This is a genomic window from Kutzneria sp. NPDC052558, from assembly GCF_044547355.1.
In the GTDB taxonomy this organism is placed as follows: Bacteria; Actinomycetota; Actinomycetes; order Mycobacteriales; family Pseudonocardiaceae; genus Kutzneria.
The window spans coordinates 1-13,923 of the sequence record NZ_JBIUAG010000011.1; the positions used below are offsets into that span (position 1 = coordinate 1).

12 protein-coding genes are annotated in these 13,923 nt (G+C 71.4%); 9 read left to right on the plus strand and 3 right to left on the minus strand.

Annotation, left to right across the window (positions count from 1 at the left end):
- Positions 1–155: 155 nt before the first annotated feature.
- Positions 156–1,220, minus strand: coding sequence for a hypothetical protein (locus ACIG5F_RS20495; protein WP_396519604.1), 1,065 nt, complete (start codon positions 1,218–1,220; stop codon positions 156–158).
- Positions 1,221–1,269: 49 nt separating this feature from the next.
- On the opposite strand from ACIG5F_RS20495, the gene ACIG5F_RS20500 reads away from it, so the two are divergent.
- Positions 1,270–1,947 carry a Crp/Fnr family transcriptional regulator gene (locus ACIG5F_RS20500; protein WP_396519606.1) on the plus strand — a complete coding sequence of 226 codons (678 nt, stop codon included), beginning with the start codon at positions 1,270–1,272 and terminating at the stop codon, positions 1,945–1,947.
- A 12-nt stretch (positions 1,948–1,959) separates the two neighbouring features.
- Here ACIG5F_RS20500 and ACIG5F_RS20505 read toward each other — a convergent pair whose 3' ends face one another.
- Positions 1,960–2,466: a DinB family protein gene (locus tag ACIG5F_RS20505; RefSeq protein WP_396519608.1), complete on the minus strand. Its 507-nt coding sequence runs from the start codon at positions 2,464–2,466 to the stop codon at positions 1,960–1,962.
- A 201-nt stretch (positions 2,467–2,667) separates the two neighbouring features.
- Here ACIG5F_RS20505 and ACIG5F_RS20510 point away from each other — a divergent pair, with 201 nt between their 5' ends.
- From ACIG5F_RS20510 to ACIG5F_RS20545, 8 genes are all read left to right on the plus strand, one after another.
- Positions 2,668–3,015 (plus strand): hypothetical protein, encoded by a 348-nt coding sequence (locus ACIG5F_RS20510; protein ID WP_396519610.1) that lies wholly within the window; start codon positions 2,668–2,670, stop codon positions 3,013–3,015.
- A 191-nt stretch (positions 3,016–3,206) separates the two neighbouring features.
- Positions 3,207–5,714 carry a hypothetical protein gene (locus ACIG5F_RS20515; RefSeq protein WP_396519612.1) on the plus strand — a complete coding sequence of 836 codons (2,508 nt, stop codon included), beginning with the start codon at positions 3,207–3,209 and terminating at the stop codon, positions 5,712–5,714.
- On the plus strand, positions 5,707–6,393 hold the full coding sequence (locus tag ACIG5F_RS20520; protein ID WP_396519614.1) for an ABC transporter ATP-binding protein: 687 nt from the start codon (positions 5,707–5,709) through the stop codon (positions 6,391–6,393). Before ACIG5F_RS20515 ends, ACIG5F_RS20520 begins: the two co-directional genes overlap by 8 nt.
- Complete coding sequence (locus ACIG5F_RS20525; RefSeq protein WP_396519616.1) at positions 6,393–7,019, plus strand: ABC transporter ATP-binding protein; 627 nt, start codon at positions 6,393–6,395, stop codon at positions 7,017–7,019. The genes ACIG5F_RS20520 and ACIG5F_RS20525 overlap by 1 nt, the downstream gene beginning before the upstream one ends.
- Positions 7,020–7,029: 10 nt before the next feature.
- Entirely contained in the window at positions 7,030–7,824 is a 795-nt protein-coding gene (locus ACIG5F_RS20530) for an SIR2 family NAD-dependent protein deacylase (RefSeq protein ID WP_396519618.1), read from the plus strand.
- 13 nt (positions 7,825–7,837) lie between these two features.
- Positions 7,838–9,373, plus strand: coding sequence for an AMP-binding protein (locus tag ACIG5F_RS20535; protein ID WP_396519620.1), 1,536 nt, complete (start codon positions 7,838–7,840; stop codon positions 9,371–9,373).
- A gap of 330 nt (positions 9,374–9,703) precedes the next feature.
- On the plus strand, positions 9,704–11,221 hold the full coding sequence (locus ACIG5F_RS20540; protein ID WP_396519622.1) for an ArnT family glycosyltransferase: 1,518 nt from the start codon (positions 9,704–9,706) through the stop codon (positions 11,219–11,221).
- Positions 11,222–11,385: 164 nt separating this feature from the next.
- Positions 11,386–12,702 (plus strand): NlpC/P60 family protein, encoded by a 1,317-nt coding sequence (locus ACIG5F_RS20545; RefSeq protein ID WP_396519624.1) that lies wholly within the window; start codon positions 11,386–11,388, stop codon positions 12,700–12,702.
- On the opposite strand, the gene ACIG5F_RS20550 is transcribed toward ACIG5F_RS20545, so the two are convergent.
- Positions 12,639–13,874, minus strand: a complete 1,236-nt coding sequence (locus ACIG5F_RS20550) for an MFS transporter (protein WP_396519626.1) — start codon at positions 13,872–13,874, stop codon at positions 12,639–12,641. The genes ACIG5F_RS20545 and ACIG5F_RS20550 overlap by 64 nt on opposite strands.
- Between the last annotated feature and the right edge of the window lie 49 nt (positions 13,875–13,923).

The following is a 13,923-nucleotide window of genomic DNA, read 5'->3' on the forward strand; positions in this document are numbered from 1 at the left end:
TCCGCCCAGTGGCAGGCCGAACTCTGGCTCCCCAGCTGGCGCTGACCCCATGCGACGCCCTTGACGCTTGGAAGGGGGCTTTCCTTCACTCGGAGTGGAGGAAAGCCCCCTTCCAAGCGCAAGGGGGTGTGGCGGGGGGCGTCGGGATGGGACCTTCATGACGAATCCTGGTCCAGCAGCGACGCCAGGATCGTGATCACGTCGCCGTGCAGCGCGTCGACGTCGAGGCTGTCATCGCCCTCGATGCGCTGCACGGCGGTCAGCAGCGCGGCCAGGCCGCCGTTGCGGGTCATGCACGTGCGGACGATCGCGCGCACGTCGGTGCGGGCGCGGGGACTGCGCGGGATGGACACGCGGATCTGCATCGGCAGCTCCTCGACCACGTCCCGGCGGGCCAGGTCGTCCACCATGGACGGCACCTTCAGGAACGCCTCGGCCAGCGCGTGCAGGGCCTCGTCGGGGGAGCTGTGCAGCTCGTGCTGGGGCCAGCGGGACCGGGTGGCGTCGAGCAGCGTCGGGGACTGGCGGATCGCCTGCACCAGTTGGCCGACGAGCCGTTCGCCGCCGGGCACGACCCGCACCACACCGTCGTCGGCCTCGATCACCAGCGGCAGCCGGTCCGGCTTGGGGACGACGGCCTGGACGACGCCGCCACGCAGCCAGCCGACGGCCTCGGTCTCCTTGGAACTGACCTGCACCTCGGCGAAGCTGCCCGGGGCGGCGGCGGGCTCGCCGAGCACGACCTCCCGGTAGAAGTGGTCCGACACGATCAGCGCCAGCGGCGCCTCGCCGCGTTTGAGGGCGTCCCGCACCGGGTGGCTGTCCACCAGCCGGCAGGCGTGGATCACCGCCGCCGCCGACGCGCCGGCCTCGTCGAAGAACACCTGACCGTGGTGCAACGCCACCCGCAGGCGGATCTGCGCGCCGTTGGCGTAGCGGCTGTTGTGTTCGCGCAGCAGCTCCTCCAGCGCGGCCGGCAGCCGCCGCACCAGCTGGCTCTCCGGGATGTCGGGCGGGATGAACACGACCACGCCGTCGCCGGTGTCGTTGTGGTAGCCGGCCTGGTAGTCGTGCCCCAGGGCGCCGAGCGTGGCGACGAGCATGTCGCGCAGGCCGGTGCGGACGATCCGGCGGTGGTCCTCCGTGCGGTGGCCACCGCTGAAGCTCTCCACGTCGACCACGAGAATCGCGCGGTACACCGAAGGCTGACGCTGCGACATCCGTGTCGTGCCCTCCCAACAACTACTCTTGCCGAACACCATAGGGGAGGTGATCGCGCTGACCGGTCCGGCCGGCACGTTCTGGGGGCGGCTGTCACCGGCCGAGCAGGCCGCGTTCGCTGCCGCGTCGACGCGCAGCACGTTCGCGGCGGGCGAGGTGATCGTCGGCCAGGGGGAGCAGACCAAGCAGGTCTACGTGGTGCTCTCCGGGCACATCAAGGTCATCGCCGGCGCGGCCGCGGGGCACGGCGTGATGCTGGCCGTCTGCGGGCCCGGCGAGGTGCTGGGGGAGATGTCGGCCATCGACGGCGAGCCGCGCTCGGCGACGATGACCGCCATCGACGCCGTGGATGTGTTGCTGCTGCCCGCGGTGCGGTTGCAGGGGCTGTGCGACGCGCATCCCCGGATCGCCTGGTCGCTGCTGGAGGTCATCGCGCGGCGGCTGCGCGAGACCGACCAGCAGCGGGCCGAGTACGGCGGGGGCAGCACCATGCAGCGGGTGGTGACGCTGCTGCTGGACCTGGCCACCCGGTTGGGCAGGCCGGGGGTGGGCGGCGTGCACATCGCCTCGCCGTTCACGCAGCAGGAGTTGGCGGAAACGGCGTCGACGTCCCGGGAATCGATGGCCAGGGTGCTGCGGGAACTGCGCGAGGAGGGAACCATCACCACCGGCCGCGGCCAGTTCGTCATTCACCGGATCGAACGGCTGCGGGAGCTGGTCCGCTAGGGTTTTCGCAGGTCAGGCCCCAGTTGTGCCGTCGACGGCCTCCCGGATCAGATCCGCGTGCCCGTTGTGGCGGGCGTACTCGTGAATCATGTGGTGCATGACCAGCCGCAGGGAGACCCATTCCTCCCAGCGCGGCTGATACGCGGTGACATCGAGCGACTCGGCCGCCCGCTCGATTCGCCGCGATTCCTCCACCTCGGATTCCCAGGCGGCGAAGGCCTCGTCGCGGGTGGCCGTGGCGGCGTCGTAGGCCACCTGGTAGTCGTGGCTGTCCGAGTAGACCAGCCCGACCGGCTCGCCCTTGATCAGCTTGCGGAACCAGGTCCGCTCGACCTCGGTCATGTGCCGCACCAGTCCCAGCAGCGACAGCGTCGAGGGCGGGCTGGCCTGACGGCGGAGCTGCTCGTCGGACAGGCCCTCGCACTTCATGGCCAGGGTGGCGCGGTGGAAGTCGAGGAAGGCGCGCAGCGTCTCGCGTTCGTCGCCGCGCAGCGGGGGTTCGGGTCGGTCGTCGGTCACCGGGACAGGGAACCACAGCGGCCGGCGAGCCACGGGCCCGACGTGGCGGCGGGCCGGCGAACCGCGGGTGTCCGGCGTGCAAGTGCACGGCGAAATTTCCTCGTGAAGTTCCGTTCTGTGTCATGTGACGCAGAACTCCACGTCAGAGGGGTCTACAACTGTCTTACCGGCCGGATCGGCCGGTGGAGGAGGGGACCAGAGATGAGCACGCTGCACGAGGAGCGCCGACCCTACAACCGAGTCTTCGCCCGAGTCGTCCTGACCGTCTTCTTCACGGCGGTGCAGCTGTGGGCCGCCGTGGTGCTGCTGACCCAGCTGCACGTCGAGGGCGTGGCCGCGGTCGCGCTGGCCATGGTCATGGCGGCGGCCGTGCTGGCGGTCATCTACGGCTGGCAGGAGGTGCGCGCGGCCGGCCGGCAGCAGACCGGCGGCGACGAGCTCTCCCGGCGGGTCCGCCGCAGCCGCGACAACACCCGCTTCATGGACGACTTCTATCCCGTCGAGCAGCGCCAGCGTCGCCAGGAGGAGCGCGACCGGCTGGCGGTCTAGAGCCGGGGGGAGAGGCCACCCGCTTCGAGGTTCGGGGCCCGGGGCGGGTGAGCAGCAAGAGGGGGAACAAGTCCGTGGCGCTTCCTGTCGGGGCAGGAAGCGCCACGGCGTTTCTGCCTTTTCGGCCCCGGTTCGTCGGCAGTTCGTGGAATCCTGCCCGGAATCGGGACCGCCGAGGTTAATCTCCGCCAATGCAGTTGCCGTGGCGGACGTCCGCTCGCACCGGCCTGAGCAGTGGAAGTTCCGTCGTGGTGGCGACGGTGACCGGCCTGCTTCTGGCTTTTGTCGCCGCATCGGCCGTGTTGAGCACGGTGAGCACCGGCAACGCCGCGCTGAGTTACCAGGTCGGCCGGTCGTGCCCGCAGTCGCTGGCGGTGGCGGTCAACGGCATCGCCACCCCCGCGCCGCTGGTCGCCAAAGTGGCGCAGGATGCCCGGGAAGTCGCGGCGCAGCAGGGATTCCCGCAGACGTTGGTCGGCGCGTACACCCGGACGTTCCATCCCAACCTCGGCGACCGCGCCACGCCCTGGCTGCGGTTCGGCTTCCGCGACGACGCGACCGGCAACCTGCGCGTGGTCCAGGGCGGCGCGCCGAACGGCCTGTGGCTGGCCCGGAGTCCGGCCCAGGACGCGCACATCGGCCTCGGCCCGCTCAGCCCGGCGCTGCCGCCGGTGACGGCGATCTACTCCGACATCCAGGAGCCGGTGCCGGACTTCTGGTGCAGCGAGGTCGCCACCGTCTTCTACAACCTTCAGGCCGCCGACGGCGCCAGCTCGACCACCGCCTTCCTGCCGACGCTCGACGACGTCGTCAAGATCGGCCGGCCGTTGGACACATCGGTGCGGTTCCCGGTGGCGATCCCGAAGACGCTGGCCGAGGCCCGGGATCTGGCGGCGCGCAGCGCACGCCTGGCCGACGCGCTGCGGGCGAAGTTCGCCGCCGACGGATTGACCGCCTACGCGCCGGTGCGGCTGCCGTTCGCGTCGGCCCTGGCCGAGGCGGAGAAGGCCCAGGCCAACGTGATCGCGTTCGTGTTGCCGCTGACCGCGATCAGCCTGCTGGTCGGTCTGGTCGGCGTGGCGGCGATCGCCGCGCAGTGGTGCCAGCGCCGCCAGACGGTGCTGCGGCTGCTGTGGGCTCGGGGCAGTTCGCCGATGGCCTTGGGGGCCAAGGGGTTGCTCGAACTCGGTGGGCCGCTGCTGGTCGGCGCGATCGCCGGGCTGGTGGTCGCGCGGGCGGCTTTGCCTTGGTACGCCCCGGTTGCCGCGCTGGATCCGGGCACGACGACGTGGGCCGCCCTGGTGGTGTTGGGCGCCGTGGTGGCGGCGGTCGCGGTCGTGACCCTGACTGCGGCCCTGCGCACGCACCGCATGTTCCAGGCCCGGGCCCGCCGGCGGATGCCGCGGGTGCTCAAGCTGATCCCGTTCGAGCTGCCGGTCGCGGTCGCCGCGGTGTTCTCCTGGCTACGGCTCACGGCCGCGACCCCCAAAGCCGGCGTGGTGACGGTGCCGGTCGACGCCTTCGCGCTGGCGTTCCCGGTGCTGGTGGTCGTGGTGATCGCCGGCATCGCGGCCCGGCTCGGCCGGCTGCTGCTGGCCTGGTCGCACCGGTTGAGCGTGTGGAAGCTGCCGTCGGTGCAGCTGGCTGTGCGGCGGCTGGCGGCGGCCAGCACGGCGGCGACCGGCGTGGTGCTGGTGGGGGTGCTGGCCGTCGGCACGCTGGCGGTCGGCGACAGCGTGAACCGGGCCGAGCAGAACGCGTTGGCCAGCAAGTCCGGCAATCTGTTGGGGGCTGTCACCTCCGTGCAGATCTCCACCACCTTCGGCCAGAGCAGCGCCTCGTTACCGTCCACTATGGACGGTCATGCCACCGTGGTCGGCGTGGTCGACAAGGGCGTGAGCAACATGGTCGCGGTCGACCCGGCGACCTTCGCCGACGGCGCGTGGGTGGATCCCGACCGACGCGCGGAAATGCTGGGCCTGGTCGGTCGACTCGGCCACGGCGCGGCGATCGCCATCGGCGGCGCGCCAACGGGATCCGTGTCCGTGCCGGGGTTCGCGCCGCTGCACACCATCGGCAAGCTGCCGTACTTCCCGGGCATGCCGGGCAATGTCGGCTACGTGGCGGCACGGTCGGACAACACCAGCGCGGCGGAGATCAACTCCTTCTTCCTGTGGTCCGGGCAGGATGCCGACACCGTGCTCGGGCAGTTGGCGGCGGCGCACATCGACCACATCGGGTACCAGACGGCCGCGATGGCCCTGGACGCGCTGCCCTTCTACACGGTGTCCTGGACCTTCGGCTACATCGAATCGGTGGGTGCGCTGCTGGCCGTGATCGCCGCGGCCTCGCTGCTGCTGGCCGTCGGCGCGCGGCGCAAGCAGACGGCCCTGTCCGGCGCGCTGGCGACGCGGATGGGGCTGCGGCCGGCCACGCTCATCGTCAGCCACCTGCTGGAGTTCGGGGCCGTGGCCGGGGCGGTGCTGCTGGCCGGGGTGACGGTCGGGCTGGCGACGGTGGCGGTCTCGGCGGCCCGGCTGGATCCCGCGCCGTGGCTGCGGCCGCTCGTGACACTGCCGGATTCGGCTACGTTTGTGGTGATCGCGGTGGCGGCCGGGCTGGCCGTCGTGGCGGTGGCGGGGTGGATCGCGGTGCGCGGCGTGCGCACGGCCCGAGTCGGGGAGCTCATTCGTGGCTGATGTCCTTGTCGCCCAAGGAGTCGGCGTCGACTACCCGACGCCCGCCGGCGCGGTGACGGCGATCGACGACGTGACGGTGTCAGTGCCGGACGAGGGCATCACCGTGTTCGCCGGGCCGTCCGGCTCCGGCAAGTCGACCTTGCTGCGGGTGCTGGCCCTGGTGGAGCGGCCGACCCGGGGCGTGGTCGAGCTCGGCGGCGAGGCGGTCAGCGGGCGGTCCCACCGTGAGCTGCGGGCGTTGCGGCGCAAGACGATCGCGCTGATGTTCCAGAGCCCGCTGGAGAATCTGCTGCCGGAGCTGACCGCCACGCAGAACGTGATCGCCGCGGCGCAGAGTGCTGGGCGCAAGATCGACCCCGGCCTGCTGGATGTCGTGGGCCTGACGGGCATGGGCGACTACCGGGTGCCGGCGCTGTCCGGCGGCCAGCAGCAGCGGCTGGCGCTGTGCTGCGCCCTGGCCCGGGAGCCCAAGGTGGTGCTGGCCGACGAGCCGACCTCGCAGCTGGACGACACGTCGGCCGGGTTGGTGTTGGAGTCGTTGAAAGTGTTGGTGGAACGGGGAGTTCCGGTCGCCGTGGCGTCCCATGACGACCGGCTGACGTCGTTGGCCGACCGCGTGGTGCGGATGAGTTCTGGTCGAGTGGATTCTGGTCGAGTGGATTCTGGGCGGGTGGCGTGATGGCCCTGGTAGCCAACGGGATCGGCCGGTCCTTCCGGCAGGTCGAGGTGCTGCGTGGGGTGGATCTCGCCGTCGCGCCGGGGGAGTTCGTCACCATCGGCGGGCCGTCCGGCTCCGGCAAGAGCGCGCTGCTGTCCATCCTGTGCGGGTTCGACCGTCCCGATGTCGGCCGTGTGCTGATCGGGGACGTCGAGCTGGACGGCGCGCCGAGCTGGCAGCACTGCGCCGTGCTGCCGCAGGCCCTCGGGTTGGCCGGCGAGCTGACCCTGGCCGAGAACACGGCGTTGCCGTTGCTGCTCACCGGATCCGCGGAGGCCAGGTCGCGCAGCCTGGCCGTGCTCACTGAGCTCGGCATCGGCGATCTCGCCGACCGGTACCCGAACGAGGTGTCCTACGGGCAGCAGCAGCGCGCGGCGCTGGCCCGGGCGATCGTGGTGGAACCGGCCGTGCTGCTGGTCGACGAGCCGACCGCGCACGTCGACCACGTCAGCGCCGAAGTGGTGCTGGGGGTGCTGCGTCGGGTGGCCGACCGGGGCACGGCAGTGATCGCCGCGACGCACGATCCCCGTGTGCACGCGGTGGCCGACCGGCGGCTCCGGCTGGACAAGGGCCGGCTGGTGGCGTAACCAGGAAGGCATGCGGGAGGCGATGCGGCTGGTCGGCGGTTCGCGGCGGATCACCGTGCTGACTGGGGCCGGGGTGTCGACCGCGTCCGGCATCCCCGACTTCCGCGGCCCGAACGGCGTGTGGACCAAGGATCCCGAGGCCCAGCGGCTGTCCTCGTTGCAGGACTACCTCGCCGATCCCGAGGTGCGGCAACGGGCTTGGCGCAGCCGGGCCGTGCATCCGGCCTGGACCGCCGAACCCAACGCGGCCCACCGGGCGCTGGTCGACCTCGAACACTCCGGGCGGCTGCGGTCGTTGCTGACGCAGAACATCGACGGCCTGCACCAGCGGGCCGGCTCCTCGGCCGACCTGGTCGTCGAGCTGCACGGGTCGCTGACCGAGACCGAATGCCTGAGCTGCGGCGATCGCCGGCCGATGGCCGAGGCGCTGGACCGGGTCGCGCACGGCGAGGCCGATCCGCCGTGCCGCGTGTGCGGCGGGATCATCAAGTCGGCCACCATTTCCTTCGGCCAGGAGCTCGACCCCGACGTGCTGCGGCGGGCCCAGCGGGCGGCCCTGGACTGCGACCTGTTCCTGGCCGCCGGCACCTCGCTGACCGTGCACCCGGCCGCCGGGCTGGTCGGGATGGCCGCGCGGGCCGGGGCCCGGGTGCTGATCGCCAACGCCGAGCCGACCCCGTACGACGAGATCGCCGACGCCGTGGTGCGGGCCCCGCTGACCGAGGCGCTGCCCGAGCTGGTGGCCGCTGAAACGATCGAGCCCACGGGTCGGCTGTCGACATGGGGCGATCCCGCCACTTGGTAGATAGGGTGCAGTGATGCGGGTCCCACTCACCGTCAGTGACTTCCTGGACCGTGCTGAGACGGTCCTCGCCGACAGCGTCGCGATCGTGGACGAGCCGGCCCAGCCGGCCGATCCCGTCGCCACCACCACCTACCGCGAGCTCGCCGGGCGGGTCCGCGCCTGGCAGGCCGGCCTGGACGCGCTGGGCGTCGGCGAGGGCGAGCGGGTCGCCGTCGTCAGCCACAACTCCGCGCGGCTGATGGAACTGCTGCACGCCGTGCCGACCAGCGGCCGGATCTGCGTGCCGGTCAACTTCCGGCTGCGGGCCGACGAGATCGCCTACATCGTCGAGCACAGCGGCGCGTCCGTGCTGCTGGTCGACCCGGAGCTGGACGAGTCGCTCAAGGCCGTCACCGCGCGACGCCGGTTCGTGCTCGGGGCCGAGACCGAGCAGCTGCTGCGCTTCGACACCGAGCCGCGGCCGTGGTCGGCGCCGGACGAGGACGCCACCGCGACGATCAACTACACCTCCGGCACCACCGCGCGGCCCAAGGGCGTGCAGCTGACCCACCGCAACATCTGGACCAACGCCGTCACCTTCGCCATGCACACCCGGGCGTGGGAACGCGACGTCTACATGCACACCCTGCCCATGTTCCACTGCAACGGCTGGGGCATGCCCTACGGGCTGACCGGCGTCGGCGCGCGGCACATCGTGCTGCGCAAGGTCGACGGGGCCGAGATCCTGCGCCGGGTCGACGAGCACGGCGTGACTCTGATGTGCGGGGCGCCGGCGGTGTGGAACGCCGTGCTGGACGCCGCCCAGACCTGGACCGGCGAGATCCCCGGTCGGGACAAGGTGCGCATCGTGTGCGCGGGCGCGCCGCCGCCGACCCGGACCATCGCCCGCGTGCAGGACGAACTGGGCTGGGAGTTCCTCCAGATCTACGGCCTGACCGAGACCTCCCCGCTGCTCACGTTCAACCGGACCCGCCCGCAGGACCTCGACCTGCCGCCGCTGGAGCGCGCGGCCAAGCTGTCCCGAGCCGGCGGCGCGGCGCTGGGCGCGCGGATCGCCATCTCCGACAGCGGCGAGGTGCTGGCCCGGTCCAACGTCGTGCTGGAGGGCTACTGGGAGAACCCCGAGGCCACCGCCGACGCGCTGGAGGGCGGCTGGTTCCACACCGGCGACGGCGGCTCCATCGACGAGGAGGGGTATCTCGTCATCTCCGACCGCCGCAAGGACGTGATCATCACCGGCGGCGAGAACGTGTCGTCCATCGAGGTCGAGGACTGCCTGTTCAGCCACCCGGCGGTGGCCGAGGTCGCGGTCATCGGCGTGCCGGACGAGAAGTGGGGCGAGACGATCAAGGCCCTGGTCGTGGTGGCCGAGGGGGCCTCGGTGGACGAGGCCGGGCTGATCGCCCACTGCAAGCAGCGGCTGGCCGGCTACAAGGCCCCCACCTCGGTCGAGTTCCGCGAGTCCATTCCCCGCACCGCCACCGGCAAAATCCAGAAGTACAAGCTCCGCGAGCCCTACTGGTCCGCCCACACCCGCAAGGTCAACTGACCCCACCCCCGGCGAGTCGCGCTCAGGGACAGACCGAATGCCGGCCTCAGGCCGGCATCCGGTCTGGTGGAGAGCGCGGCTCGCGGGGGTTCTGCGCCGAACGCTGGTGTGTGCTGATACTTTCGGTGTATTCGCATTTTCGGTCGATCCTGTCTATTTTACGTCTTGTTGGGCTCAGCTATAGGCATGGTTGACCTCGGGGGTGCTCGCCTTTCCTGAACGCCCTCGGCGACATCAGTGTTTTCCCCAGTCGCCCGTGCCCATTCCTCCTGCGCCGAACCGGTTACGCCGCATGCTCCCGCCGGAAGTGCGAACAACGGGGAGCGGTCTGTGCTGTTATCAGATGGAAGAGCGGCGGACACGTCCGTCGCCGAGACGAGGACGGCGACGGCGGCTTTCGCCGTGCTGCCGGTCACGATCATCGCCGGCGCGCTGGGCGTCGTGCTGCTGGCGATCAGCGGTCGCTACGGCTACTTCGGCGACGAGCTCTATTTCGTCGCCGCCGGACGTCATCTGGACTTCGGTTATGTCGACCAGCCGCCGCTGGTGCCTTTCCTGTCACTGATCGCCGACACGATCGCGCCGGGAAACGTCGCCGTGCTGCGGATTCCCGCAATTCTGGCCACGGTCGCCGGCGTCGTGGTGGCCGCGCTGACCGCCCGGGAGCTTGGCGGCCGGCGCCGGGCCCAGGTCATCACCGCGGCCGCCTACGCCCTGGCGCCGGTGGTCGACGTCGGCGGCCATCTGCTCGCCACCACCAGCGTCGACCTGTTCGGCTGGACGGTCATCACCTGGCTGCTGGTGCGGTGGTTGCGGCTGCGGGAGGACCGGCTGCTGCTGTGGGCCGGCCTGGTCACCGCCGTCGACCTTCAGTCCAAGTACCTGGTGGTGTCCTTCTGGGTGCTGGCTGGCGTCGCGATCCTGTTCGTCGGGCCCCGGGACATCTTCCGCAGCCGGCTGCTGTGGCTCGGCGCCGGCATCGCCGTGCTGACCGCGATGCCGTCGCTGCTGTGGCAGGCCGGCCACGGCTGGCCCCAGGTCGACATGGTGCACGAGGTCGCCCTCGAGCAGGAGAACGGCGGCAGCGGCAACGCGGGCGGGTTCCTGCTCGCGTTCGGCGGGACCGTCGGGGTCATCGGCGTGCCGCTCGGTCTGTACGGCCTGTGGCGGGCGATTCGCCTGCCCCAGTTCAGGTTTCTCGCCATCGTCGCGGTGGCGCTGATCGTCGTGTTCATCGTGATGGCCGGCCGGCCGTACTACGCCGCCGGCATCCTGCCCGTGCTGTGGGCGTTGGGCGCCGTCGGCCTGGACGGCCCACGCCGTCGTTGGGTGCCGTGGGTCGCGTGGCCGGCCGCCGCGCTGTCGGTCGTGATGCTGGCGCAGACGTTGCCGGTCGAGCCGCGATCGCTGCGCGGCGTCGACGACTCCGTGGACGCCCTCGACGTCGAGAGCGTCGGCTGGCCGGAGGTGACCGACGACATCGCCGCCGCCTATCGCGCGCTGCCCGCGGACGTGCGGCGGCACACCGCCATCGTCGGCGACTCCTACTGGGTGGCCAGCGCGATCTCCCTCTACGGGCCGTCGCGCGGCCTGCCCGCGGTCTACAGCCCCAACCGCGGCTTCTGGTACTTCGGCGTGCCGCCGGAAAGCGCTACCAACGTGCTGTACGTGAATTCCGCCTTCGACACCGACACGACCATGCGCCAGCACTTCGCCAAGGCCACCCAGGTGGCCACCGTGGACAACAGGCAGGGCGTGGACAACATCTACGAGGGAGCGCCCATCACCCTGCTGGTCGGCCGGGACGAGCCGTGGTCCGCGCTGTGGCCGCGGCTGCGCAACCTCTGAGGCATTGGGCCGTTCGTGTGACACAAGTGGCTGATGATGGGTGAGTTTTGCACGGGATTTGTGGCGTTGGTGGGGCACGAGTGGCACAGTGATCTCGTGCCCGGTTGACGCCGTTCAGTCCAACGCTGCTGCTCCGAACGGCTCATCCCGTGAGGAGGTGTGCGGTGGTGCGAACATCCGTGGTGGCCACGGTGGTGCTGGCCGTCCTGGTGGGAGCGGCCGCGCCCGGGGCGGCGGCGCCCCCGCCGCCGGGCAACCCGTCGGACTCGGACATCAACGCGGGCAAGGACCAGGTCAGGGACAAGGCGGCCAAGGTCGGCGACCTGACCAACCAGCTGGCGGCCGCCGACGCCCGACTGTCGGACCTCCAGGACCAGGTCGAGGCCCGGATGGAGGAGGTCAACAAGGCCCGGGTCGATCTGGAGACCGCGCAGGCGGCGGCCCAGCAGGCCCAGGACGAGGCCTCGGCGGCCAAGGTGGAGGCCGACGCGGCGGCCAGGTCGATGGACGACGCCCGCAAGCGGCTGGACGAGTTCGCGGCGGCCAGTTTCTCGCAGGGCAGCGCCGTCGGCGGCTTCTCGGCCCTGTTCGACGCGACCAGCCCGGGCAACCTGCTGGCCCGGGTGCAGATGCTCAACGCCGTCAGCGAGTCCGAGCTCAAGGCCATGGACGTGGCCCAGCGGGCCGACGTGGACCGGGCCAACAAGGACTCGTCGGCGCGTAAGTCCCTCGAGGTGGCCAAGCAGAAGCAGGGCGAGGCCGACGCGGCCAAGCGCAAGGTGGACGCCGCGATGGCCGCCGCCGTGGCCGCCCGGCAGCAGGAGGCCGATCAGGAGAAGCAGCTCCAGTCGGCCAAGTCGGACATGGAGAACCAGCTGTCGGCGGCCCAGGCCAACGTCAGCGATCTCCAGTCGCAGCGCCAGCGCTACGACGACTGGGAAGCCGAGAAGAAGAAGGAGGAGGCGGCGGCCGCGGCTGCTGCCGCCGCCGCGGCCGCGTCCCGGCCGGCCCCGCAGCGCCCCGCCCCGCCGCCGGCCTCGGTGTCGGTGTCCGCCCCCGGCCGCGCCGCCGCCGTGATCGCCCGGGCCATGGCCGAGCTGGGCATGCCGTATGCCTGGGGCGGCGGCACGCCCAGCGGCCCCAGCCGGGGCATCAGCGACGGCGGCGGCGACGCCGACTACTTCGGCGACTTCAACAAGATCGGCTTCGACTGCTCGGGTCTGATGGTCTACGCCTTCGCCGGCGTCGGCGTCTACTTGCCGCACTACAGCGGGTACCAGTACTACGCCGGCCGGCACGTGCCGCTGTCCCAGATGGCCCCCGGCGACATGCTGTTCTACGGCAATCCCAGCAACATCCACCATGTGACCATGTATATCGGCGGCGGCCGCATGATCGAGGCCCCGTACTCGGGTTCCTATGTGCGGGTCGTTCCGGTGCGCTGGGGCGAGATCATGCCGTACGCCACGCGGGTGCTCTGACGGCCGATCATCGCCAGCGGCGTGAGCAGGATCAGGCCGCCCGCGGCGGCGATCGCCTCTCGCGGTCCGATCAGCGCGGCCAGCAGGCCCCATCCGGCGGTCATCGCGGCCGTGCTGACCTTGGTCGTGACGGACCAGGCCGACAGGACCCGGGCCACCGTGTCCGGCGTCGAGTGCTCCAGCCGGGCGGTCGCCGACACCGGGGCGTAGACGCTGCACGACGTGATGATGCCGAGTTCGAGGGCGATCACCAGCAGCAGGCCGGGCAGCCCCGGTCCGACAAAGGCCAGCCCTGGCACCCAAAGCACCCGGATCACGCTGCTGGTCAGCAGCACCCGCCGTTGGCCGAACCGCGCCACCAGCGGCCGGGCCAGGCGTGCGCCGATCAGGCCGCCCAGGCTCGGCAGGCCGAACGCCAGGCCGTACTGCCATGGCGTGAAGCCCAGGTCGCCGAGCATCAGCACCGCCAGCAGCGGGGCCGTGGCCATCAGCAAACCGTTGAACAGTCCCGAGTTCAGGAACAGCGGCCGCAGCACCGGATGCCGCAGGATGTGCCGCCACCCGTCGAGGATCTCGTTGAGGCTGATTCGCGCCGCCCGCTCCGGCTTCGGCTCTCGGCCGCGAATGGCCCCAATCCCCAGCGCCGACACCAGAAAGCTCACCGCGTTGGCCGCGATCGTCGTCATCGGCCCGAACGCCCCGATCGCCAGCCCGCCCAGCGGTGGCCCGACCGCGACGGCCGCCCAGTTCGTGGCCTCGAACCGCCCGTTGGCCTGGAGCAGATGTTCCTTGGCCACCAACGACTTCAGGAACGCCCCGCTGGCCGCCGTGAACACGATGTCGGCCGCCGCCGCCACCACCGACACCACCACGAGCTGGCCAAAGGTCAGTCCTCCCACCAGATATGCCGCCGGCAGCGTCAGCAGCGCCAGGAACCGCAGCAGGTCCGCCCCCACCATGACCGGCCTTTTTGGCCGGAACTCCACCCATGGCCCCAGCGGCACCGCCACCAGCGCCCCCACGGTCAGTCCCGCCGCCGCCAGCAGCGAGACTTCCGCCGGTGTGCTGTGCAGCACCAGGATCGCCACCAGTGGAAAGGCGTCGAACGCGAACCAGGTGCCCACCGCGCTGGCCGCGTACGCCGCCCACAGATATCCGAAATCCCTACCCATGGCCGCCATCTTCACGGCCTCGCGCCGTTCTGGCGCGCCGACCACCCTC